A 22,806-nucleotide genomic window follows, 5' to 3' on the forward strand; every position below is an offset into this window, starting at 1 on the left:
GCTAGGACTTTTGTCCCAGCCTCTTATTTGACTTTATCCGCTTGGCCCTTTGTATCTTACTACAATGGGCGCTTATTGGGCATGCCTGCTTTTCTTGGGTATTTATTGGGGGTTTCTTTTTTCTTTTCTACAAGAGTGATATAGCGTGGATCCCCGTTTGGCAATTCATACTGTAGATTGTCTTCAACCTTACTAAATAGCAGGTTGAGGGCATTTTTGGCTTCTTCTAACTCTTCTGGAGCATTGCTGGCCTTGAGAGCAAGAAGCCGTCCCCCTACTTTCAGGTAAGGGATGGTCAGTTCAGAGAGGACTTGCATGCGGGCAACAGCGCGGGCAGTTACGATATCAAATTGGGCACGAAAAGCCTTGTCTTGCGCAAAGTCCTCCGCACGTCCATGGTAGAAATGAACTCCGCTCAAACCTAACTCTTCAGCCAGCAAGTGGAGAAAATTGATCCGCTTATTGAGGGAATCAATGATGGTGACATCCAGCTCAGGAAATAGGATCTTCATTGGTAGGCTCGGAAAGCCGGCGCCAGCACCGATATCCAAGAGGCGGATAGGTTGATTTTCGATCAAACCTTGTAAAATGGGTGCGATCGAATCATAAAAATGCTTGAGATAGACTTCGTCTTTTTCGGTGATGGCAGTGAGATTAATCTTTTCATTCCATTCCACGAGGAGCTCAAAATAGCGTTCGTATTGCTCTTTTTGACGATCAGTTAATGGAAAGCCGAGTTCGGCTAAACGGACATAAAATTCTTCTGGTTTCATGCTTTTATTTTACCACAAAATAAGGGAAATTTGATATACTGGTAGAAAGAAATGAAAGGAATTCAATAAAATGATTTGGATTATTCTTGGGATCATTGTGGTCCTTGTGTTGATTGTAGTAGGAGTTTACAACGGTTTGGTGAAAAGCCGCATGCAAACTCGTGAAGCATGGAGTCAAATTGATGTGCAATTGAAACGTCGGAATGACTTGATTCCAAACTTGATCGAAACCGTTAAAGGCTATGCCAAGTACGAAGGAGATACACTAGCAAAAGTGACTCAACTTCGCCAACAAGTAGCGCAAGCTTCTTCACCTGCAGAAGCAATGGCAGCCAGTGATGCTCTTTCACGCCAAGTAGCAGGCATCTTTGCGGTGGCTGAAAATTACCCAGACTTGAAAGCCAACACCAACTTCATGCAATTGCAAGAAGAATTGACCAATACAGAAAACAAAATTTCTTATGCTCGTCAATTGTACAATAGTGTCACAAGCAACTACAATGTCAAGTTGGAAACTTTCCCAACAAACGTGATTGCTGGTATGTTTGGCTTCAGACAAGCCGAATTCCTTCAAGTGCCTGAAGAAGAAAAAGCTGTACCAAAGGTGGATTTTAGCGGATTAGGAGACTAATATGCTCTTTGACCAAATTGCAAGCAATAAAAGGAGAACCTGGATTCTCCTTATTGCTTTTTTCATACTCTTGGCCCTCATCGGAGCAGCCGTTGGCTACCTCTGGTTAGGCTCCTCCCTTGGTGGCGTCATTCTAGCTTTGATTATTGGTGGAATCTATGCCTTTAGCATGATTTTCCAATCCACGGAAGTTGTCATGCGGATGAACGGGGCGCGTGAGGTAACGGAAGAGCAAGCTCCTCAGCTCTACCATATTGTCCAAGATATGGCTATGGTAGCTCAGATTCCCATGCCTCGGGTCTATATTGTGGATGATCCTTCGATGAATGCATTTGCGACAGGGTCCAATCCTCAAAATGCTGCTGTTGCAGCAACGACAGGTCTTCTGGCTGTGATGAACCGTGAGGAATTGGAGGGAGTCATCGGACACGAAGTCAGCCATATTCGCAATTACGATATTCGCATCTCTACGATTGCAGTGGCCCTTGCCAGTGCCATCACCATGCTTTCTAGCATTGGTGGCCGGATGATGTGGTGGGGCGGTGGCCGTAGCCGGGACGATGATCGAGAAGGTAGCGGTGGTTTGGAGATTGTTATGTTGATCCTTTCCTTGCTTGCCATCGTTTTAGCGCCATTAGCAGCGACCTTGGTCCAGTTAGCCATTTCTCGTCAACGGGAGTTCCTAGCAGATGCTTCAAGTGTTGAATTGACGCGGAATCCTCAAGGGATGATCAATGCTTTGTTAAAGCTAGACAATAGCGAACCCATGCAACGACATGTTGATGATGCGAGCAGTGCTCTTTTTATCAACGATCCTAAAAAAGAATCCGGATTGCAAAAACTCTTTTATACCCACCCACCCATTGCTGAGCGGGTGGCTCGCCTAAGAAAAATGTAAAGAAAGAGGCTGGGCAGTTTTTGCCCAGCCTTTGATGTTTGATAGAGATAACTGTAGGACGCAGTGGTTGCTTTCTACAAGCACTACTTTGAGATGGGGGAAAAGATTTTCCAAGAAAATTTCCTAAGTCTTTGTTTCCTTTATCAGTAACCTCCAATAGTCTTACTGGTAATTTCAATTACGTCCACTTTTTTCTCTCATTAATTGGACATAACCCTTTGTTTCTATTTTTGAATTTAAAAACGAGAACTCTCCGCACATTTTATCATAAAAATGATTATAATCTTCTTGAGAAAAATCTCCTAAAATCTCTATTTCAAGATAAAATCCAAGACCATCAATCTTATCTAGATTAATCGTTTTATTTTCTAGAGCATTATGGTAAGTCTTTCTGTATTTACTTATTGTGAAGACATTTGAAAAACCGGTTTGCAACATCTTCCTTACAAATTCTAATTTTTCAGACTCCAACTCTATTTCACTTTCATTCCACATTCCTTGTTTTATTGTATCTTTTCTTGTGAAAATACATGATATATTGTCATCTTCTTGACGAATCCTATAAATAAAACTTCCTACCTCATCATTTTCAAATTCTTTTCCTTTTGCTTTAAAATATTCATCAACTTGCTTATTTTCACACTTAAATTTATATTGTTTTTCTAAATATGAAATAGCCTTATTATAATCTCCCTCATCATTGAGTGCGAATCTAACTTCTAATTCATTCATTTATTTTACCTCTCAATTCTTCAATGGATGGAGTCTCTTTAAATTCACTCAGTCTATAGTAAACTTCTAGAGATGTTTTATAAACACAAAGCTTAATGTTATAATTATCAAGCAAATTTTTTAATCGTATTCCATAAAAACATTTACTGCATCTGCATTTTCCCTAATTATACAATATATAAATATATCATGCAAGTGTTTTTAAATCTGTATTTTAACCCTATCTTACTAATTTATTTGCTAGACAAGAGGACGGTGCCGAAACCAAGGATGGCAAAGATTCCCCACGCTAGGGGAAGGCTCCAGATAGCTAGACTAGAAAAGAGAGCTGTCCCAAGTGGCATGGCAAAGCTGACCATCAGTCCAAAAAAGCTAGAGGTAGAAGCTAATTTTTCAGCGGGTAATTTGCTCATTAAAAGACTGGAAACTTTTGGGTTGATTTTTGCTACAAGATAACCAAGGAAAGTGATGAGTAGAAGGGAAAGAATGTCCCAGTGTACCAGGATATTTGTGAGCCCAAGCATGGTCAGCCCACCTGCGATCCACAGGAGGGTATGGTGGAGCGATTGCTTGGAAAAATAATCGTGGGGTGTCAGGCTAGCCCAGACCATACTTAAAATAGTCACTGCCTCTAAGATCAAGAGGGATTGGCTAAAGCTCAACTGAAAGAAGGGGGAGTGAAGTAGTTGCAAATTGTAGATACCTGAGATGGATCCCCCCAGGGCATTGATGAGAACCAATGAGAAGAGCAACTTGCCAAAGTGGTGAACCTCCTCATCTGCAAAAATACTTTTGGCGTTCTGGTACATCTCTTGGCATTCGTGTACCAAAGAATTCTTACTTTTGGGCTCAATGACGGGATCATGTGTCAGCTGCTTTTTTCTAATCAAGAGACAGGTAGAAGACAGGAGAAAAGTCACTGCATTGATCGAAGCGACCAGGGCAAAATTTTGATGGCTGATAGCTAGCAGCCAAACTCCTAGAGCTTGTCCAGAAATCGAACAGACCATACTAAGCAGTTGGTTGAAGGAATAAGCCTCCATTAAATCCTCGTCTGGGATGTTCTTTTTCATGATAGGGAGTTGCAAGCCTCCGCGATAATCACTCAAACAATCTGAAATAATGTTTAAAAAGCAAACAATCGAAAAGGCTAGGTAACCCGGAATCTCGGTCATGAGAGCAATAAGGATGAAGAGGATAGCTTGAAGATAGCCAATGCGGATCAACCAGTTAGCTTTTTTCTTCGTGCGGTCAGCCTTCATCCCAACAAAAATGGTAAAGAGGCTAGGAATAAATACAATGAGATTGGCAATGCCAACTGCTAGGCTCGGTTGCGGCATACTGGCAGCAAATACGACAAAGACCAAATTGTAGATGGCAGCGCCAAGGGTATTTAAAAAGCGTGAAAGACTAAGTAAGGCAAAAATCTTATTACGGACTAAGAGTTTCATAAGCCTTCCTCCTTCACGTGATCAGTTGCTAGGACTTGTTTGATAGATCGAACGATCTGTTTGAAGAGGTCTAGTTTCTCATCATCAGAGAGAAGAAGTTCCTGATCCTTCAGATAAACGCTAGTATGTGAGAGAAGAAAGCGGAGGAAGTGGTTTTTTAGTTTGGTCATCATGGGAAGAACCTTCTTTCTTTACTTGATAGTCCTATTGTAAACCTAAAAAGCAAGAAAAAATTAATGTTGCATATTTTCAACAAAAACTCACAGAGTAGATCTGTGAGTTTTTAGGATTTATTGATCAGTTCTTGCAGGCCCTGTTTGTAGTAGTTGGCACTGTCCTTACAATCCAGAATAGAGAGAACCTGGATGGCCTGTTCCATCTTTTCAAGACCGATTTCTTTTTCTCCCTTTCGATAGAGAAATTCTCCTTTGGCGTAGAGATAAACCGTCCGATGGTAGGCTTCATTTTCGGAGTAAAAGTGGTCCTTGATCAACTGATCAAAATAGGTTGCATCTTCAAATTCATTTGAACTAATGGCCAGAAAGAAGCCATTAAGAAAAATAGAGTTAAGGGCAGGACGAGAGGAATCTAGGAGAAGCTTGAAATCCTCCCTTTGGACCAACTCCTCTGTGTATTGTCGATAGAGGCGACTAGAGAAAAGTGGAGAGGTCAGAGAGAACAGGTTCAATTCAAAATTTCCCCAGATCATGACAGAGAAGAGATAATCATGGAGGAAATCCAGTTCCTCTTGGCTAGCGGTGAGCTCCACCTCAGGATAGAAGCCAAGCATTTGGGCCTTGAGAATAATGCTGGCTAAGAGGTCTTCTTTTTTGTGATGTTTCTGATAGGCTAGCTGGTAAGTTTGGTACAAGGCTTGGTCGTGTTCCAAGCTCATGTTTTCATAGTGCTCTTTCAACAATTTGGGAATAAAAGAGTGCTGATCGATTCCAGCTAGATGAGAAAACTCACTGAGGCTGGTTTTGATCTGTTGAAGGGCCTGAAAAAACCGTTGCGTGGTCAGGTCATTTTCTCCTCTTTCAAATCGCGACAGCATAGAGCGCGAAAATTCGCCACCCGTAGCTTCCTCTAAAGAGATGTGGCGACTTTCACGTATTTGCCGAAAAACTGCTCCGATTTCTTTCATGAATTCTCCTCTATCTAACATTGCTCAATGCCCTAGCCAGTGACCCTCTGTTGTCCAAGAGATGGTGGGACCTTGTGTACAACACCAATTGGCCTAGTTACTGTATCTTTTTTCATGATTATAACAAATTTTTGAGGAGACTTCTTGGTTGAGGGGCAGCTTCATGATATACTAGTAGTATCTAGAAGATTTGAGGACAAAAGAATGAACTTATATACACAAGAAATCCGTAAAAATCCTGAAGGACTAGCTTTTGATCAAGAGTTGGATTTGTTAAAGGATCTGCAAAAGCGTAATTCAGAAATTCTTGATTTAAAGAATGTGACAGCGACAGGACGAGTAGCCTATGATACAGGCCTCTATGTCTTGGATTACCAGTTGAGCTACACCATCGTTTTGGCATCTAGCCGAAGCATGGAGCCTGTTGAGCTTCAAGAGAACTATCCTGTAACAGAGGTGTTTGCGGAGGATGTACAGTCTGACGCAGATATCGAGGCCCTAGAGGAAGACTTGATCCTTCCAATCGAAGGTGGGAAGATTGACCTGAGTGAGAGTGTAGCGGATAATATTCTGCTCAATATTCCTCTCAAGGTTCTCACTCCAGAAGAAGAGGCTGGACAAGGTTTTATCGAAGGCAATGATTGGAAAATCCTGTCCGAAGAAGAATACCAAGCCGCTCAAGCGATCAAGAAAGAAGAAAACAGTCCTTTCGCTGGTCTAAATGGCTTGTTTGATGAAGAATAAGCTAGAGATTGCATTTGATAAATTTAGACATAAATACAGGTCTTTTCTTTGAGGAAAGGCCTTCTTTTGATATACTAGGATTAATAAACAACAGAGGGGAGACCTCTAAAAAAGGAGAAAAAGTATGGATACTTTATTTATTCCAGGTTGGTTGATTACTTTTGTAATCGTAGCCATTCTTGTATTGATCTTGTTGGTCAAAGGGTATGTCAACGCTAAACCCAACGAAGTCGTGGTCATTACAGGTCTTCGAAAACAACGTCACTTGCGTGGGAAAGCTGGCTTTATGATTCCCTTTGTCGAACAACGCTCTTATCTTGATATTGAGCAATTCTCGACAGATGTTCGGACGTCAGAAGCAGTCCCAACACTGGACTTCATTAACGTCCGTGCCGATGCAGCTGTTAAATTAAAAATTGGTACTACCGATGAAATGATTGCCCGGGCTGCAGAAAACTTCTTGAACTGGAATACGACAGATATTTCCAACTCTGTCCAAGATGTCTTGGAAGGAAACTTGCGGGAAGTGATCGGTCAGATGGAGCTCCGTAAGATGGTCAATGACCGTCAAGAGTTTGCCTCAAAAGTGCAGGACAACGTAGCACCAGACTTGGCTAAAATGGGTCTAGAAGTCATCGCCTTTACGGTTCAATCCTTCTCTGATGAAGGGGGAGTCATCGATAACCTCGGGATTGAAAATGTTGAAACCATTAAGAAAGATGCCTTGATTGCCAAAGCCAAAGCAGAACGTGAACGCAAGGAAGTCGAAGCAGAACAAGATAAATTGGCTAACGACAAACGCGTCGCTGCCGATCTTGAAATTGCGCAGAAACAAAATGAACTGAAACTCAAACAAGCAGCCCTCAAGCAAGAAGCAGATATTGCCCAAGCAAAAGCGGATGCCGCTAAAGGGATTGAGGCAGAAGTGCAACGTCGTGAACAAGAGCGCGTGGCAGCCGAAGCTAATATCATGAAGCAGGAAAAAGAAGCGGAAGTCAAAGAGCGCGAAGTTAAGGTTCGTGAGCAAGAATTGGATGCCAATATCCGCAAACAAGCTGAAGCTGAAAAATATGCGCGTCAACAAGCTGCAGAAGCAGAATTGATCGAACGCCAACGCAAGGCGGAAGCAGAACTCTTCGAAACACAAAAAGAAGCCGAAGCTCGGAAAGCCCAAGCCGAAGCTGAGAAATTTGCTCAATTGCAAGAGGCCGAAGCTATTGAAGCCAAAGGTCGTGCCGAGGCTGAAGCCATTCGCTTGAAACTGGAAGCTGAAGCCAAAGGTTTGGACCAAAAGGCCGAAGCGATGAAGAAAATGCAAGAAGCAGCCATTACTGAAATGGTCGTTGACAAGTTGCCTGAAATTGCGCGTGCTGTCGCAGAACCATTAACTAAGGTGGATAAGATCACCATGTACGGGGAAGGCAATGCTTCTAAGATGGTGGGCGATATTATGCAAAGTATCGACCAAGTCTCTCAAGGAGCTGGATTTGATATTCGTCAATTGCTAGCAGGAGCTCTTGGGGTCAATATGACGGTCAACAAACTCAAAGAAGGAGAACAACCGGTCATTGAAGCAGAGGAGTTAGCTTCTAAAGAAGATTAGTACCATTCTTAAGAAAGTGTCTGAGAACTGTTTCTCGGGCACTTTTGTTTTGAAGATCAAATGACTTGCATGATCTTCTCCCTCTTGGAGAAGGCGGGAAGCTATTTTCTGCTTTCTTTTGAGGAGGAAAAATGGTAGAATAAAGGCAAACTATAAAGAGGAGTGTCACATGACTAAAGCAAACTTTGGTGTTGTTGGTATGGCCGTAATGGGTCGTAACCTTGCCCTTAATATCGAATCTCGTGGCTACACAGTTGCCATTTTTAACCGTAGTAAAGAAAAAACAGAAGATGTGATTGCTTGCCATCCTGATAAAAACTTTGTGCCAAGCTATGATATCGAAAGCTTCGTAAACTCTATCGAAAAACCACGTCGTATCATGCTCATGGTTCAAGCAGGACCTGGTACAGACGCAACCATCCAAGCCCTTCTTCCACACTTGGACAAAGGGGACATCTTGATCGATGGAGGAAATACTTTCTATAAAGATACCATCCGTCGTAATGAAGAATTGGCGAACTCAGGGATCAACTTTATCGGTACAGGTGTATCTGGTGGTGAAAAAGGTGCCCTTGAAGGTCCTTCTATCATGCCTGGTGGACAAAAAGAAGCATATGACTTGGTAGCTGACGTTCTTGAAGAAATCTCTGCAAAAGCGCCTGAAGATGGAAAACCATGTGTGACTTACATCGGTCCTGATGGAGCTGGTCACTACGTGAAAATGGTCCACAACGGGATCGAGTACGGGGATATGCAATTGATCGCAGAAAGCTATGACCTCATGCAACACTTGCTTGGCCTTTCTGCAGAAGACATGGCTGAAATCTTCACTGAATGGAACAAGGGTGAGTTGGACAGCTACTTGATTGAAATCACAGCTGATATCTTGAAACGCAAAGACGATGAAGGTCAAGATGGACCAATCGTAGACTACATCTTGGACGCTGCAGGAAACAAAGGAACTGGTAAATGGACTAGCCAATCAGCGCTTGACCTTGGTGTACCATTGTCACTCATCACTGAGTCAGTATTTGCTCGTTACATCTCTGCCTACAAAGAAGAACGTGTACACGCTAGCAAGGTTCTTCCAAAACCAGCTGCCTTCAAATTTGAAGGAGACAAGGCTGAGTTGATCGAAAAAATTCGTCAAGCCCTTTACTTCTCAAAAATCATCTCTTACGCACAAGGTTTTGCGCAATTGCGTGTTGCTTCTAAAGAAAACAACTGGAACTTACCATTTGCGGACATCGCATCTATCTGGCGCGATGGATGTATCATCCGTTCTCGTTTCTTGCAAAAGATCACAGATGCTTACAACCGCGATGCAGATCTTGCTAACCTTCTATTGGATGAGTACTTCTTGGATGTCACTGCTAAGTACCAACAATCAGTTCGTGACATTGTAGCTCTTGCTGTTCAAGCAGGTGTACCTGTACCAACCTTCTCAGCAGCCATCACTTACTTCGATAGCTACCGTTCAGCGGATCTTCCAGCGAACTTGATCCAAGCACAACGTGACTACTTTGGTGCTCACACATATCAACGTAAAGACAAAGAAGGTACCTTCCACTATTCTTGGTACGACGAAAAATAATCTTGCTCTATGGTCAAACGAGTTCTACTAGTAGAAAATGAGAAGCAAATCGCTCGCTTCATTGATTTGGAACTTCAAAAAGAAGGGTACCAAGTTGATGTGGTCGAGGATGGAAAAGCGGCTCTGGCCTTGATTGCTGCGACCAAATATGATCTGATCTTGTTTAATTACGATTTGTCAGATATGTCTGGTGAAACATTCGCAGAGGAAATCAGTCGGATTCGCCCAGCTTCTGTTTTGATTGTTTTGGATAGCCGCGAAAAAATTGCTGAGCACAAAGAGAGTATTCAGCGCTTTGCCGTTTCCTATATGGTTAAACCCTTTATTATCAGCGATTTGGTAGATAAGATCACAGCCATTTTTAGAGGACGTGATTATATTGACCAACATTGTAGCCAGATGAAAATCCCAACATCATACCGCAATTTGCGCATTGATGTGGAACACCATACCGTCTATCGTGGGAAAGATATGATTAGTTTAACCCGCAGAGAGTATGATCTCTTAGCGACTCTGATGGGAAGCAAAGGGGTGGTGACACGAGATCAGTTGTTGGAAAGTGTCTGGAAGTACGAGAGTACAGGTGAGACTAATATTGTGGACGTCTATATCCGGTATCTTCGTGGGAAAATTGATCTACCAGGTCAAAAAAGCTATATTAAGACCGTTCGTGGGATTGGCTATGCCATGCAAGACGCATTAGAATAAAACATTCGAACCCTTAGAGGGTTCGAATGTTTTTATACTTCAAGGGAAACGTTTGCGTCGAAAAAGAATGAGTTTTAAAAAGAATATGGCTTAAAAAAGATAATAAAAGATAAAATTTGGAGAAAAAAATGAATGTAAGGCTTTACAAATTTTTAAAATATGGTATACTAGAAACAAATTAAGCGCAAACGTTTTCTTAAAACAAAGCCTTAAACAATATAAGGAGGTTGAATGATGAACAAAGGATCATTCAAAAGTTTATTTAGCTTTGAATTCTGGCAGAAGTTCGGTAAGGCCTTGATGGTCGTTATCGCTGTCATGCCAGCGGCTGGGTTGATGATTTCAATCGGGAAATCTATCCCTATGATCAACCCGAATTTATCTCCACTTGTTATTACAGGTGGAATTCTCGAACAAATCGGTTGGGGGGTTATCGGAAACCTTCACATCCTCTTTGCCCTTGCTATCGGTGGTAGCTGGGCCAAAGAACGTGCAGGGGGTGCCTTTGCAGCTGGTCTCTCTTTCATCTTGATTAACCGTATTACCGGTGCAGTTTTCGGAGTGACATCTGCAATGTTAGCTGATAAGGCTGCTACGGTTCACACAATCTTCGGTGGATCAATTAAAGTTGCGGACTACTTTATCAGTGTTCTTGAAGCTCCAGCTCTTAATATGGGGGTATTTGTAGGGATTATCTCAGGTTTCGTTGGAGCAACTGCCTTCAATAAATACTACAACTACCGTAAACTCCCAGAAGCCCTTTCTTTCTTCAACGGGAAACGCTTTGTACCATTCGTTGTTATCGTTCGTTCAGCTCTAACAGCCTTGGTTCTGTCAGCCTTGTGGCCAGTAGTTCAATCAGGAATTAATGGATTTGGTGTTTGGATCGCCAACTCACAATCAACAGCTCCAGTATTGGCACCATTCTTGTTTGGTACCTTGGAACGTCTTCTCTTGCCATTTGGTCTTCACCACATGTTGACCATTCCAATCAACTATACTCAATTGGGTGGTAGCTACCAAGTTCTTACAGGTGCTGCCAAAGGAACAACTGTATTTGGACAAGATCCACTTTGGTTGGCTTGGGTAACAGACCTTGTTAACTTGAAGAAAGCTGATCCTAGCCAATACCAACACTTGCTTCATGCCTACACACCAGCTCGTTTCAAAGTTGGTCAAATGATCGGATCATTTGGTATTTTGATGGGGATCGTGGTTGCCATCTACCGCAATGTGGATCCAGATAAAAAAGAAAAATACAAAGGGATGCTTTTTGCAACTGCCCTTGCAACATTCTTGACAGGTGTAACAGAACCAATTGAATACATGTTCATGTTTATTGCTACACCATTGTACATCATCTATGCTCTTGTTCAAGGTGCTGCCTTTGCAATGGCTGACTTGGTTAACCTTCGTGTCCACTCATTCGGTTCAATCGAGTTCTTGACACGTACCCCAATGGCCATCAACGCTGGTTTGGCATTAGATATCTTTAACTTTGTATGGGTAACAGTCCTCTTTGCCTTTATCATGTACTTCATTGCTAACTTCATGATTAAGAAATTCAATTATGCAACTCCAGGACGTAACGGTAACTATGAACAAAATGATGATGCCCCTGCAGGAGATGGTGCAGCAGCAGGTGCTGCTACAAGCTCAGCAAGCTCACAAGTCATTAACATTATCAACTTACTTGGTGGACGTGCTAACATCGTCGACGTTGACGCATGTATGACTCGTCTTCGTGTAACCGTTAAGGACGCTGAAAAAGTCGGAACAGAAGAACAATGGAAAGCTGAAGGCGCTATGGGTCTTGTCATGAAAGGACAAGGGGTCCAAGCGATCTACGGACCTAAAGCTGACGTATTGAAATCTGATATCCAAGACGTTCTTGATTCAGGTGAAGTCATTCCTGAAACACTTCCTAGCCAAATGACAGCAGTTCAAAAGGCTGAAGCAACCTTTAAAGGGGTAACTGATGAAGTGCACTCTGTTGCAGATGGTGAAGTGATCAACATCGAAGATGTGAAAGATCCTGTATTCTCACAAAAAATGATGGGTGACGGATTTGCGGTTGAGCCTGAAAATGGCCACATCGTTTCACCAGTTGCTGGTAAAGTTACTAGTGTCTTCCCAACCAAACATGCCCTTGGTTTGGTAACAGATAATGGTTTGGAAGTCTTGGTTCACATCGGTCTAGATACTGTTAGTCTTGAAGGAAAACCATTTGAGGTTAAAGTTTCTGAAGGTCAAACAGTGGCTGCTGGAGACCTCTTGGTGGAAGCAGACCTTGATGCAATCCGTGCAGCTGGTCGTGAAACTTCAACAATTGTTGTCTTCACAAATGCAGATGCGATTAAATCCGTTAAGGTCGAACATACTGGTAAATTGGCAGCAAATGCGCCAGTTGCAACAGTAGAATTATAAGAGACGTCGGCAAAGAAAATGAGGTTGGGGCAGTGCACCCGGCCTCTTGCCGTTTCTTTATTTGGAGAGAAGGAGAAATCAGGGGATGAAATTTTTAACATTAAATTCCCATAGTTGGATGGAAGAGAATGCTCAGCAAAAATTTGAAACCCTCAAGGAACAAATTTTAGAAGCGCAATATGATGTGATCTGTTTCCAAGAGGTCAATCAAGAAATGGCCTCAGAAACAGTCGAAACAGATGAGTATTATCAAGCTTTGCCATCATCTGTAGCGATTCACAAGGATCACTTTGTTCGCGTATTGGTAGAAGAGTTAGCTGCTCATGGACTCCACTATTATTGGACTTGGGCCTACAACCATATTGGCTATGATCACCTCAATGAGGGTGTGGCCGTTCTTTCGCGTCAACCCTTGAAGGCGGATGAGATTTTGGTATCCAATATGGATGATCCAACGGACTACCATACTCGTCGAGTAGCCGTTGCCCATACAAGTGTAGATGGCAAAGAGATTGCTGTTGCCAGCGTCCATCTTTCTTGGTGGGACAAAGGTTTCCAATTTGAGTGGCCACGCATTGAGAACTACTTCAGCCAAGTAGGCAAACCCTTTATTCTAGCTGGTGATTTCAATAATCCTGCTGGTCAAGAAGGGTATGAGACGATTCTATCCAGTTCCCTTAAGCTTCAAGACAGCTTTATTGAAGCCAAAGAAACAAAGGGGACTTATACTGTAGGACCTGGAATCGATGGCTGGACGGACAATCAAGTTCCATTGCGAATCGATTACGTCTTTGCAAGTCCAGAATGGGACATCCAGCGTCTACATGTCATTTTTGATGGTCAAAACAAACCCCATGTCAGTGATCACTATGGCTTAGAAGCTGAATTATCGCTTTAATATAAATGGAGAGTCGAAAGAAAAACGATTTTATTCAATCGTCCTTCGACTCTTTTTTATGGATCAATGAGGAGCAAGCATAGAGGATTCTCCTGTTCTTCTGCTTTCTTTACGATTCAATTTATGGTAAAATGAAGTGTTAATACAGTTTAAGGAGGTAGCAAATGCGTTGTCCAAAATGTGGTGGAAGTAAGTCTAGTGTGGTGGATAGTCGACAAGCTGAAGATGGGAACACCATCCGTCGTCGCAGGGAATGCGAAGAATGCCATTATCGCTTTACTACCTACGAACGAGTGGAAGAGCGGACCCTAGTGGTCGTCAAAAAAGATGGGACACGCGAGCAATTTTCTCGTGATAAAATCTTTAATGGTATTATCCGCTCAGCTCAAAAACGGCCGGTTTCTAGTGACGAAATCGAAGAAATTGTAAACCGGATCGAGCAAAAGGTTCGCAGCCAAAGTGATAATGAAATTAACAGTGAGTATATTGGTTCTTTGGTTATGGATGAGTTAGCAGATCTAGATGAGATTACCTATGTCCGTTTTGCAAGTGTTTACCGGAGTTTCAAGGATGTCGGTGAGTTAGAGACCCTCTTGAAACAAATTACGAAGGGAACCAAGAAGAAAAAGGAAAAATAGATGAAGCCCAATACGCCTTTCGCATTTTTAAAAAATAATCTTCTTCCACTGGCAGGGGCTGCATTGGAGCAGTACTATCTGCCTATTTTAGAGACAGAAACGGTAACGGTTTATCGTTATCTACTCGCCTCTTATGATCAGGGTGAAAAACAATATTTACTGGCACAAATCCTCAATCACCTAAATATAGGATTTCCACAGTTGCTACTTGCCTTTGATCGTTTAATTGCCATGGGTTTGATCGATCTCTATGAGGAAGAAGTTGGGATCACCATTCAGTTACATGCCCCTCTTGAGGCAGAACAATTTTTTTCAAATGCTGTTTTTAAACGCTTACTGGAAAAAAAGATTGGGGAAAAGGCAGTGGAGGATCTGCTTCCAGCACGCTCTTTAGGAACTAGACGGCAAGTGTCCTTCTCTCAAGTATTTGGACTAGATGCTGGTGAGGTGACTGTTGTTGCCAGTAAAAAACAGCAGTTTGATATGGAAATGTTTAAACGGATGATGGGGCGTGATGGACTTCGTTTTGCGGATGAAGGAGAAGCGACTCTGGCCCTCTTTGCCATCGCAGAAGAGCAGCAATGGACCTGGTATGAAACCTATCTCCTAGCAAAAGAAACAGCTGTAGAACGGACCATCTCTCCGAAGAGAATGAAGCAAAAATTGGCTCAGGCTAGCCAAGAGCACCCCCGCGTGTCTTATAGCCGTCAGGAAGAAACTATTCTGAGAGAAGCTAAGGCAAAATCCAGCCTACAATTTTTAGCGGAGATTAAAAAGGCGCGCAATGCGACCATTACGCAGAGCGAACGCAAGACTCTATCTAAGTTAGCTGATCTAGGCTTACTAGATGAGGTGATCAATATTATCTTATTGTTGACCTTTAACAAGACCCAGTCTGCTAATCTCAATGAAAAGTATGCTTTGAAAGTAGGAAATGATTTTTCTTATCAAGGAGTTAACAGTGCGGAACTGGCGATTTTAAAAGTCCGGGAACGCCAGGAACAAGCTAAGGGTCAAGGAAATAAGGGGACGACAACTGCTCTTGCCAAAGGCAAGCCAAGTAATGTTCCCAAGTGGAGTCAACCACATTATCAAAATCAAACCAGTCAAGAAGAAAAGGTGGATCTCGCTAAAGAGAAACAACGCCTGTTAGAAAAACTGAATCAAGGAGGTGAGTAGATGGAAAGTGTAGGTCAAACCATGTCTCACATGAATCGTGCGCGTCAATTTAACTATGAGGATTTGGTCGCACAGATCTTGGCAGACCAAGAAGTCGCTGCCTTTATCAAAGACCAGTCTTTGTCTGAGAAAGAAATTCGTCGTAGTATTTCAAAATTTAATCAATACATCAGTGAGCGCAACCGTTTCTTATTGGGAGATTCGGATTACATTGCCAAAGGTTATAAGCCCATCCTCATCATGAATGAAGGATATGCGGATGTCACTTATGAGGAGACACCAGAGTTAATCGAAGCCCAAAAACGTGCTGCGATCAACCAACGTCTCAACTTGATCAATCTCCCTTCAACTTTGAAAGAAGCGAGTCTAGCCAAGGTAGAGCTCGATGATAAGGGACGATTTGTGGCTTTTGAGGAATTAGCTAATTTTGTAGCCAACTATCCCGAGTATCAAAAGGGAATTTACCTCTATGGTGATTTTGGAGTAGGAAAGAGCTACATGATGGCAGCTCTGGCTCATGATTTATCCGAAAAACGCCAGGCCTCTACCACTCTACTACATTTCCCAAGTTTTGCTATCGATGTCAAAAATGCCATCAGTTCGGGCTTGGTCAAAGAAACCGTAGATCAGGTGAAAAAAGCCGAAATTTTAATTCTCGATGATATCGGTGCGGAACAGATGTCAGCCTGGGTACGAGACGAAATCTTACAAGTGATTCTGCAGCACCGGATGCAGGAAAATCTTCCGACCTTCTTTACCTCTAACTTTAATTTTGAAGAGTTGGAACGCCATTTTGCAACGTCGCGCAATGGTGATGAAACCTGGCAGGCCAAACGTGTCATGGAGCGCGTGAAATTTTTAGCTAAGGAAATCCATTTGGAAGGAGTCAATCGCCGATGAATGAAACCATCCGTTTAATGAATGCTCATTTTTCTGTTCGCCGGTTTAAGGAAGAAGCTATCAAAGAAGCTGACCTCAAGGAAATCTTATCAGCTGGGCAGATGGCATCAAGTTGGAAAAACTTTCAATCTTATTCTGTGATTGTGGTAAAGAGCAAGGAAAAGAAAGAAGCTCTTTACGACTTGCTTCCTCAAGAAGCGATTCGCCAATCAGATGTCTTTCTACTCTTTGTTGGGGATTTAAACCGTGCTGAAAAAGCTGTCAAACTTCATGAGAAGGATTTTCATCCGGAAGGTGTGGATAATTTGTTGATCACTTCAGTGGATGCGGCTCTAGCAGCTCAAAATACGCTATTGGCAGCTGAAAGTCTCGGCTATGGTGGAGTCATTATTGGCATGTTGCGCTACTGTTCAGAGGAAGTTGCAAAACTCTTCCGTCTGCCAGACTATACCTACCCTGTTTTTGGGATTGCCCTTGGAGTACCTAATCAGCAGCATGCGGTGAAACCACGCTTACCCTTGGAGCAGGTTGCTTTTGAAGAAGAATACCAAGAACAAGACTTATCAGTTGTGACTGCCTATGACAAGGTACAGGCAGATTATGCTGGAGCGCGTGCAACAGATAGCTGGAGCGAGCGCATTGCAGCTCAATTTGGTCAACCTGAACAAGAAGAGACCAAAAAACTACTAGAAAAACACAAACTATTATGAAATGAAGAGAGGCGTTCTTGAACCGAGGTCTCGCCTTTCATTAGAAAAGAGGAAATCATGGCCCTACCAACTATTGCGATTGTAGGCCGTCCCAATGTCGGAAAATCTACACTCTTTAACCGGATTGCCGGTGAGCGGATTTCCATCGTTGAGGATGTAGAAGGAGTCACTCGTGACCGCATTTATGCAACAGCTGAGTGGTTGAATCGAAAATTTAGTATCATTGATACGGGGGGAATTGATGACGTAGATGCCCCATTTATGGAACAAATTAAGCATCAAGCAGAAATTGCTATGGACGAAGCAGATGTGATCGTCTTTGTTGTTTCTGGAAAAGAAGGGATCACGGACGCGGATGAATATGTCACTCGTATCTTGTATAAGACCCATAAACCGGTGATTCTTGCAGTCAACAAGGTGGATAACCCAGAGATGCGCAATGATATCTATGACTTTTATGCCTTAGGACTGGGTGAGCCACTACCGGTATCCTCTGTCCACGGGATCGGAACTGGGGATGTGCTTGATGCCATTATTGAAAATCTTCCGAATGAAACAGAAGAAGAAAATCCAGATATCATCAAATTTAGCTTGATTGGTCGCCCAAATGTTGGAAAATCAAGCTTGATCAATGCGATCCTTGGAGAAGACCGCGTTATCGCAAGCCCTGTTGCTGGAACCACACGGGATGCCATCGATACCCATTTTACCGATGCAGATGGCCAAGAATTTACCATGATCGATACAGCCGGTATGCGCAAATCTGGTAAAATCTATGAAAACACTGAGAAATATTCTGTCATGCGTGCCATGCGTGCCATCGACCGTTCAGATGTAGTTTTGATGGTTATTAATGCCGAAGAAGGAATTCGGGAGTATGACAAGCGGATCGCTGGCTTTGCTCATGAGGCTGGTAAAGGTATGATCATTGTTGTCAACAAATGGGATATCATTGAAAAAGACAACCATACCATGAAGCAGTGGGAAGATGACATTCGCGATCAATTCCAATACCTTTCTTATGCGCCGATTGTTTTTGTCTCTGCCTTAACCAAACAACGCTTGCACAAGTTGCCAGAGATGATCAAACAGATCAGTGAGAGTCAAAATACACGGATTCCTTCAGCTGTCTTGAACGATGTGATTATGGATGCCATTGCCATTAATCCAACGCCGACCGACAAAGGAAAACGCCTCAAGATCTTCTATGCGACACAAGTGGCAACCAAGCCGCCAACTTTTGTGGTCTTTGTTAACGAAGAAGAACTGATGCACTTCTCATACCTCCGTTTCTTGGAGAACCAAATTCGCAAGGCCTTTGTTTTTGAAGGAACTCCAATCCATTTGATTGCGCGAAAACGGAAGTAGGGAATACGAGATAAATGGATCAAAGTGGAGAAGGATATTTCAAATGATAAAACGCTCATTCTTCCAACTATGAAAACAACTAAAAGTAGCGCAAAAGCGTTGCTTTTTTTAATAAGCTGGTAAAATGAAGTGGAGGATAGTCAGATGCGTAGTATCATGGTCCGGATATTCTTTATTCCTTATGCTTTTTTTAAGGATGAGTAGAGTAAACTCATGAAGATCATGAGAGCTTTAGGTTTGTGTACTTATTATTTAAAATCTATCTGTATCTCTTGTTTCTCGGTTCGATCGTAAGCTTGGAGCTCTTGATCCTATTGCTGGGGATTTTATTAAAAAATAATGTCGTGTTTTTTCTTTTCTCTATGAGCAATCGGGATTTTGCTATTCCCTTTGTTTGGCTATTTGATCAAACAGTTAACAGATAGATATTAGGGATAGCTGTTTGAACTGAGAATGTTACGAAATCAGGTAAAAAACTGGGAAAATGCTGTCTCAGTTTTTCTATCAAAAACGGGCTAAAATCCTTTCAAGATGATAACTATTTTTTCTAATTTTATCTTAAATATGGTATAATAAAGGGATTAATCTAAGGTGGTAAACATGGCAAAATTAATTCCTGGGAAGGTTCGTTCACAAGGGAGCCTTCTCTATGAAGCTGGGAAAGTTTCCCTTCAGGAAGTAAAAGAAAAATACCTGTATTTTCGGGTGGAAGAAGAAAGCTTGCGGTACAGTTTGGACGACGATGCCGTTTTTTGTAGCTGTGCTTTCTTTCAAAAGAAAAAATTCTGTACGCATCTAGCAGCTGTAGAAGCTTTTTTGAAGAATGATGACAGTGGGAAAGCTGCTCTTACAAGCCTTGAAGAAGACGCCACGGCGACTGAAGAAACGCAGGAGAAGGTCTCTTTTGGAAGTTTGTTTTTAGACCAGGTCCTTCCAAAAATCGAAAAGAAAGAAACTCGCTATGTCTTATCAGCAGTTGGGCAGGAGGATGAATACTCTGGTCAATTCTTGTGGACCCTTCGCATTCGTCGCTTGCCAGACGAGCGCTCTTATGTAATCAGAGATGTGCTAGCTTTTTTGCAGACCCTTCAGAAAGAAGGCCACTTTGCAATTGGCAAAAGTTACTATGAACCCATTTCTTACTTAGAATTTGATGGGTCTAGTCAGGATGTGATCAATTTCCTACAAGGCTTGGTCACAGATAGTGGATCGAAAGAGCAAGATTTCTTTCCCAATGCTGGGCGCCATCTTTATTTTCCACCGACTCTCTTTGAAGAAGCTGTAGAATTACTGATGAATTTGGATTCCTTCCTCTTGCAATACAGCTTGTATGATTTTTCTGAAGTCTATTTTCAGGATGTCCATGGGGAGGAAGATCTCTTTCACTTTCAGGTGGAAGACCATGGTGATTTTTACGAATTGATTATTACGGAGCCACAAGTGAAGGTTGTCGAGTCTGCTGTTTACCTGTTTCGAAATGGAGTGTTCTATCACCTGACGCCCCAACAGCGGACCTTATGGAAAGCGATTCAAGACTTACCAATGGATCAAGATCGCAAAAAACGCCTGCATTTTGATCCAACGGACCAAACAAAGCTTTCCTATAGTTTAAAAGAGTTCAAAAAACTGGGACAAATAACAGCTCCGACCAGCTTTTTAATCCACGATTTCACTCCGGAATTTCATTTTGATCTAGCACAGGACCAGACTGTTTTACTGAATGTGGTCTTTCAATACCAGGATCGTGTGGTGACCACGCGTGAAGAACTTCTCAATCTTCCTTATTCTAGTGATTTCGATAAGGAGCAAGAAGTCTTTTCAACCATGCTAGCAGCAGGTTTTACAGATGACTTTTCTTCCCAAAGAAGTCCTTTATCAAGTGGGCAAATCTATCCATTCTTTCACCAACAGATCCCGACTTTTGAAGCCTTAGGAGAGGTTACCCTCTCTGATAGCCTTTTAGATCTTTATCAAGTGGAGCGTCCAAAAATTGATGTTAAAACAAATGGCAGTCTACTGGAGATCGGTTTTGACTTTGAAAGTGTGGATCCAGCTGAAGTGGATCAGGTCCTCAAAGCTCTTGTAGGGCAAGAAGATTATTTTATCAGCCATACAGGGAAGGTCCTTGTTTTTGATGAAGAAACCAAGAAAATCAGTCGAGCCCTAGCAGATCTGCGGGCGAAAATGAGCAAGGGTGGGAAACTACAAGCCCGCCGGATTGCCGCTTATCAGCTATCTGATTTGTTGGCAGATCAAGACAATGTTCATTTTTCAGAAGACTTTCGAAATTTAGCTCATGATTTGACTCATCCAGAAGACTTCCAACTCCCTCAGATGACAATCCAAGCGACCCTAAGGGATTACCAAGAAACAGGGGTTAAATGGTTCTCCATGTTAAATCATTATGGTTTTGGTGGTATTTTAGCGGATGATATGGGGCTTGGGAAAACCCTGCAGACTATTTCCTTCTTGACCAGTGTCGCAAAAAAAGAAACTAAAATCTTGATTCTAGCTCCATCTAGTCTCATCTACAATTGGAAACAAGAATTTTCAAAATTCGCTCCTCAGATGGAAGTGGCAGTCGTCTATGGTCTCAAGCAGCACCGAGATGAACTCATCGCAACCAATCCACAGGTAGTTATCACTAGTTACGCGTCTTTCCGTCAAGATGTGGAGGAATACCAGAAGAATCAGTATGAGTACTTGATTCTAGATGAAGCCCAGGTCATGAAAAATGCCCAAACCAAGATTGCCCAACACTTACGTGGCTTTGAGGTTCCGCATGTGTTTGCCTTATCTGGGACACCGATTGAAAATCATGTGGGTGAACTCTGGTCTATTTTCCAAATTGTCCTTCCAGGGCTCTTCCCAGCTAAAAGAGAATTTCAAAAATTGAGTCCTGAGACCATTGCACGTTTTGTCAAACCTTTCGTCATGAGACGGAAAAAAGATGAAGTGCTCCAAGAATTACCGGACTTAATTGAAACAACCTACCACAATGAGTTGGATGAAAGTCAAAAAACGATCTATTTGGCTCAATTAAAACAAATTCAAGATCGGGTTCGAACCTCTAGTGAGGAAGAACTAAATCGGAGCAAGGTGGAAATTCTCTCGGGTCTCATGCGCCTTCGCCAAATCTGTGATACCCCCGCCCTCTTTATGGAAGACTATCAGGGAGATAGTGGGAAATTGGAGAGTCTTCGAGATCTTTTGGGTCAAATCAAGGATGGCGAACACCGGGTTTTGATCTTCTCTCAATTTAGAGGCATGCTGGATATCCTAGAGCAGGAGATTGACCAGCTTGGCATGACCTCCTTTAAAATCACAGGTTCTACTCCCGCTAAAGATCGACAAGAAATGACCAATGCTTTTAATGCAGGTGAGCGCCATGCTTTTCTCATTTCTCTGAAGGCTGGAGGGGTTGGATTGAACCTCACTGGTGCCGATACGGTCATCTTAGTCGATTTGTGGTGGAATCCTGCAGTGGAAGACCAGGCTATTGGACGTGCCCATCGAATGGGACAGGAACAAAATGTTGAAGTTTACCGCATGATTACTCGTGGTACGATCGAAGAAAAAATCCAAGAACTACAAGCTTCCAAAAGACACTTGGTCTCAACGATTTTAGACGGAACGGAAACACGATCTAGTTTATCGGTTGAGGAAATTCGTGAGATTCTTGGAATTCAGTCAGAATAGCTTGAAAAATTCTGTGAATAGTTTATAATTAATGGAGTGTCGAAAGGAAGAAAGCATGACAGAAAAATATTTTCCTCAAGTAGGGGATAATGAGTTGATGTTAACAGAGATGCCCCACATGAACCTGTATGATGAAACAGACTTGATTAGTAACATTACAGGCGACTATGTGGATAAAAATTATTTGGAATGGCAACCGATTGCTGAAAATACCAAACCTAAGCATCCTTACCACCAACCATTAGAAGAGCCCCTACCGAAAAGACGGCCAGTAAGAAAACCTGATTTTAAAGAGCCGATTGATAAAAAAAGCCCAGCCAATCGTTATGCAGAGAAAGCGAGAGAGCGCGCTCGTGAAGATCTGAAAAAGAAACGCACAGCTCCCTATCTGACAACGGATCCAGCAGCTACTACAAGTAAACGGAAAAAACCATTTATTTCTGAACGAAAACCTGGTCAGCCAACGGCTCCCTTCCAAAAGGAAAATCCGGGTGAATTATTGAAATATAGCAAACGATTACGACAAGATCAGTTGATCCTTGCAGAGTTCGAATCTGCAGGAGAACCAGAAGTGGCAGAACCGACTGAAAAGAAAAACAATTATGATTTCTTAAAGACTAGCCAAATATACAATAAAGATCAGCACAAGTTGAAACCACAGCCAATCAAACAAGAATTGGATTTAACCCATCTAGATCAAGAATAAGGA

At 42.4% G+C, this 22,806-nt stretch carries 20 protein-coding genes; 15 read left to right on the plus strand and 5 right to left on the minus strand.

Annotated elements, in window-relative coordinates:
• Positions 1-59: 59 nt before the first annotated feature.
• A complete protein-coding gene (gene rsmG / locus HMPREF2926_RS06505; RefSeq protein ID WP_070586983.1) occupies positions 60-773 on the minus strand; it encodes a 16S rRNA (guanine(527)-N(7))-methyltransferase RsmG in 714 nt (237 codons plus the stop codon).
• A gap of 70 nt (positions 774-843) precedes the next feature.
• Between rsmG and HMPREF2926_RS06510 the strand changes: the two genes are divergently transcribed.
• Positions 844-1,404 carry a LemA family protein gene (locus HMPREF2926_RS06510; RefSeq protein ID WP_023918932.1) on the plus strand — a complete coding sequence of 187 codons (561 nt, stop codon included), beginning with the start codon at positions 844-846 and terminating at the stop codon, positions 1,402-1,404.
• Between the two features lies 1 nt (position 1,405).
• Positions 1,406-2,302, plus strand: a complete 897-nt coding sequence (gene htpX / locus HMPREF2926_RS06515; RefSeq protein ID WP_003017370.1) for a zinc metalloprotease HtpX — start codon at positions 1,406-1,408, stop codon at positions 2,300-2,302.
• A gap of 174 nt (positions 2,303-2,476) precedes the next feature.
• On the opposite strand, the gene HMPREF2926_RS06520 is transcribed toward htpX, so the two are convergent.
• The 4 genes from HMPREF2926_RS06520 to HMPREF2926_RS06530 form a co-directional block, all read right to left on the minus strand.
• A complete protein-coding gene (locus tag HMPREF2926_RS06520) occupies positions 2,477-3,034 on the minus strand; it encodes a CYTH domain-containing protein (RefSeq protein WP_061591239.1) in 558 nt (185 codons plus the stop codon).
• Between the two features lie 233 nt (positions 3,035-3,267).
• Positions 3,268-4,485 (minus strand): MFS transporter, encoded by a 1,218-nt coding sequence (locus tag HMPREF2926_RS06525; RefSeq protein WP_070586984.1) that lies wholly within the window; start codon positions 4,483-4,485, stop codon positions 3,268-3,270.
• Positions 4,482-4,658 carry a hypothetical protein gene (locus HMPREF2926_RS11200; protein WP_162837396.1) on the minus strand — a complete coding sequence of 59 codons (177 nt, stop codon included), beginning with the start codon at positions 4,656-4,658 and terminating at the stop codon, positions 4,482-4,484. The genes HMPREF2926_RS06525 and HMPREF2926_RS11200 overlap by 4 nt, the downstream gene beginning before the upstream one ends.
• A 110-nt stretch (positions 4,659-4,768) precedes the next feature.
• Entirely contained in the window at positions 4,769-5,629 is an 861-nt protein-coding gene (locus tag HMPREF2926_RS06530; protein ID WP_049472051.1) for a helix-turn-helix domain-containing protein, read from the minus strand.
• A 204-nt stretch (positions 5,630-5,833) separates the two neighbouring features.
• Here HMPREF2926_RS06530 and HMPREF2926_RS06535 point away from each other — a divergent pair, with 204 nt between their 5' ends.
• The 13 genes from HMPREF2926_RS06535 to HMPREF2926_RS06595 all read left to right on the plus strand — a co-directional run bounded on the left by HMPREF2926_RS06535 (position 5,834) and on the right by HMPREF2926_RS06595 (position 22,803).
• A complete protein-coding gene (locus HMPREF2926_RS06535; protein ID WP_070586986.1) occupies positions 5,834-6,373 on the plus strand; it encodes a YceD family protein in 540 nt (179 codons plus the stop codon).
• Between the two features lie 124 nt (positions 6,374-6,497).
• Complete coding sequence (locus HMPREF2926_RS06540; RefSeq protein ID WP_003017392.1) at positions 6,498-7,976, plus strand: flotillin family protein; 1,479 nt, start codon at positions 6,498-6,500, stop codon at positions 7,974-7,976.
• Positions 7,977-8,145: 169 nt separating this feature from the next.
• Entirely contained in the window at positions 8,146-9,570 is a 1,425-nt protein-coding gene (gene gndA / locus HMPREF2926_RS06545; protein ID WP_003008422.1) for an NADP-dependent phosphogluconate dehydrogenase, read from the plus strand.
• A gap of 9 nt (positions 9,571-9,579) precedes the next feature.
• Positions 9,580-10,278, plus strand: coding sequence for a response regulator transcription factor (locus tag HMPREF2926_RS06550; RefSeq protein ID WP_049507082.1), 699 nt, complete (start codon positions 9,580-9,582; stop codon positions 10,276-10,278).
• Positions 10,279-10,512: 234 nt separating this feature from the next.
• A complete protein-coding gene (locus HMPREF2926_RS06555; protein WP_070587404.1) occupies positions 10,513-12,705 on the plus strand; it encodes a PTS transporter subunit IIBC in 2,193 nt (730 codons plus the stop codon).
• A gap of 85 nt (positions 12,706-12,790) precedes the next feature.
• Positions 12,791-13,603, plus strand: coding sequence for an endonuclease/exonuclease/phosphatase family protein (locus tag HMPREF2926_RS06560; protein ID WP_070586988.1), 813 nt, complete (start codon positions 12,791-12,793; stop codon positions 13,601-13,603).
• 164 nt (positions 13,604-13,767) lie between these two features.
• Entirely contained in the window at positions 13,768-14,241 is a 474-nt protein-coding gene (gene nrdR, locus HMPREF2926_RS06565) for a transcriptional regulator NrdR (protein ID WP_003005476.1), read from the plus strand.
• Entirely contained in the window at positions 14,242-15,420 is a 1,179-nt protein-coding gene (locus HMPREF2926_RS06570; protein ID WP_070586990.1) for a replication initiation and membrane attachment family protein, read from the plus strand.
• Positions 15,421-16,320, plus strand: a complete 900-nt coding sequence (gene dnaI / locus HMPREF2926_RS06575; RefSeq protein WP_070586991.1) for a primosomal protein DnaI — start codon at positions 15,421-15,423, stop codon at positions 16,318-16,320.
• On the plus strand, positions 16,317-17,030 hold the full coding sequence (locus HMPREF2926_RS06580) for a nitroreductase family protein (RefSeq protein ID WP_070586993.1): 714 nt from the start codon (positions 16,317-16,319) through the stop codon (positions 17,028-17,030). The genes dnaI and HMPREF2926_RS06580 overlap by 4 nt, the downstream gene beginning before the upstream one ends.
• 57 nt (positions 17,031-17,087) lie before the next feature.
• Positions 17,088-18,398, plus strand: coding sequence for a ribosome biogenesis GTPase Der (gene der / locus HMPREF2926_RS06585; RefSeq protein ID WP_070586994.1), 1,311 nt, complete (start codon positions 17,088-17,090; stop codon positions 18,396-18,398).
• A 600-nt stretch (positions 18,399-18,998) separates the two neighbouring features.
• Positions 18,999-22,097, plus strand: a complete 3,099-nt coding sequence (locus HMPREF2926_RS06590) for a pilus expression-regulating Snf2 family helicase (RefSeq protein WP_070586996.1) — start codon at positions 18,999-19,001, stop codon at positions 22,095-22,097.
• Positions 22,098-22,152: 55 nt separating this feature from the next.
• Positions 22,153-22,803, plus strand: a complete 651-nt coding sequence (locus tag HMPREF2926_RS06595) for a divisome accessory protein ZapJ (RefSeq protein WP_070586997.1) — start codon at positions 22,153-22,155, stop codon at positions 22,801-22,803.
• Positions 22,804-22,806: the final 3 nt, after the last annotated feature.

This window comes from Streptococcus sp. HMSC078D09 (assembly GCF_001813675.1).
Taxonomy (GTDB): Bacteria; Bacillota; Bacilli; order Lactobacillales; family Streptococcaceae; genus Streptococcus.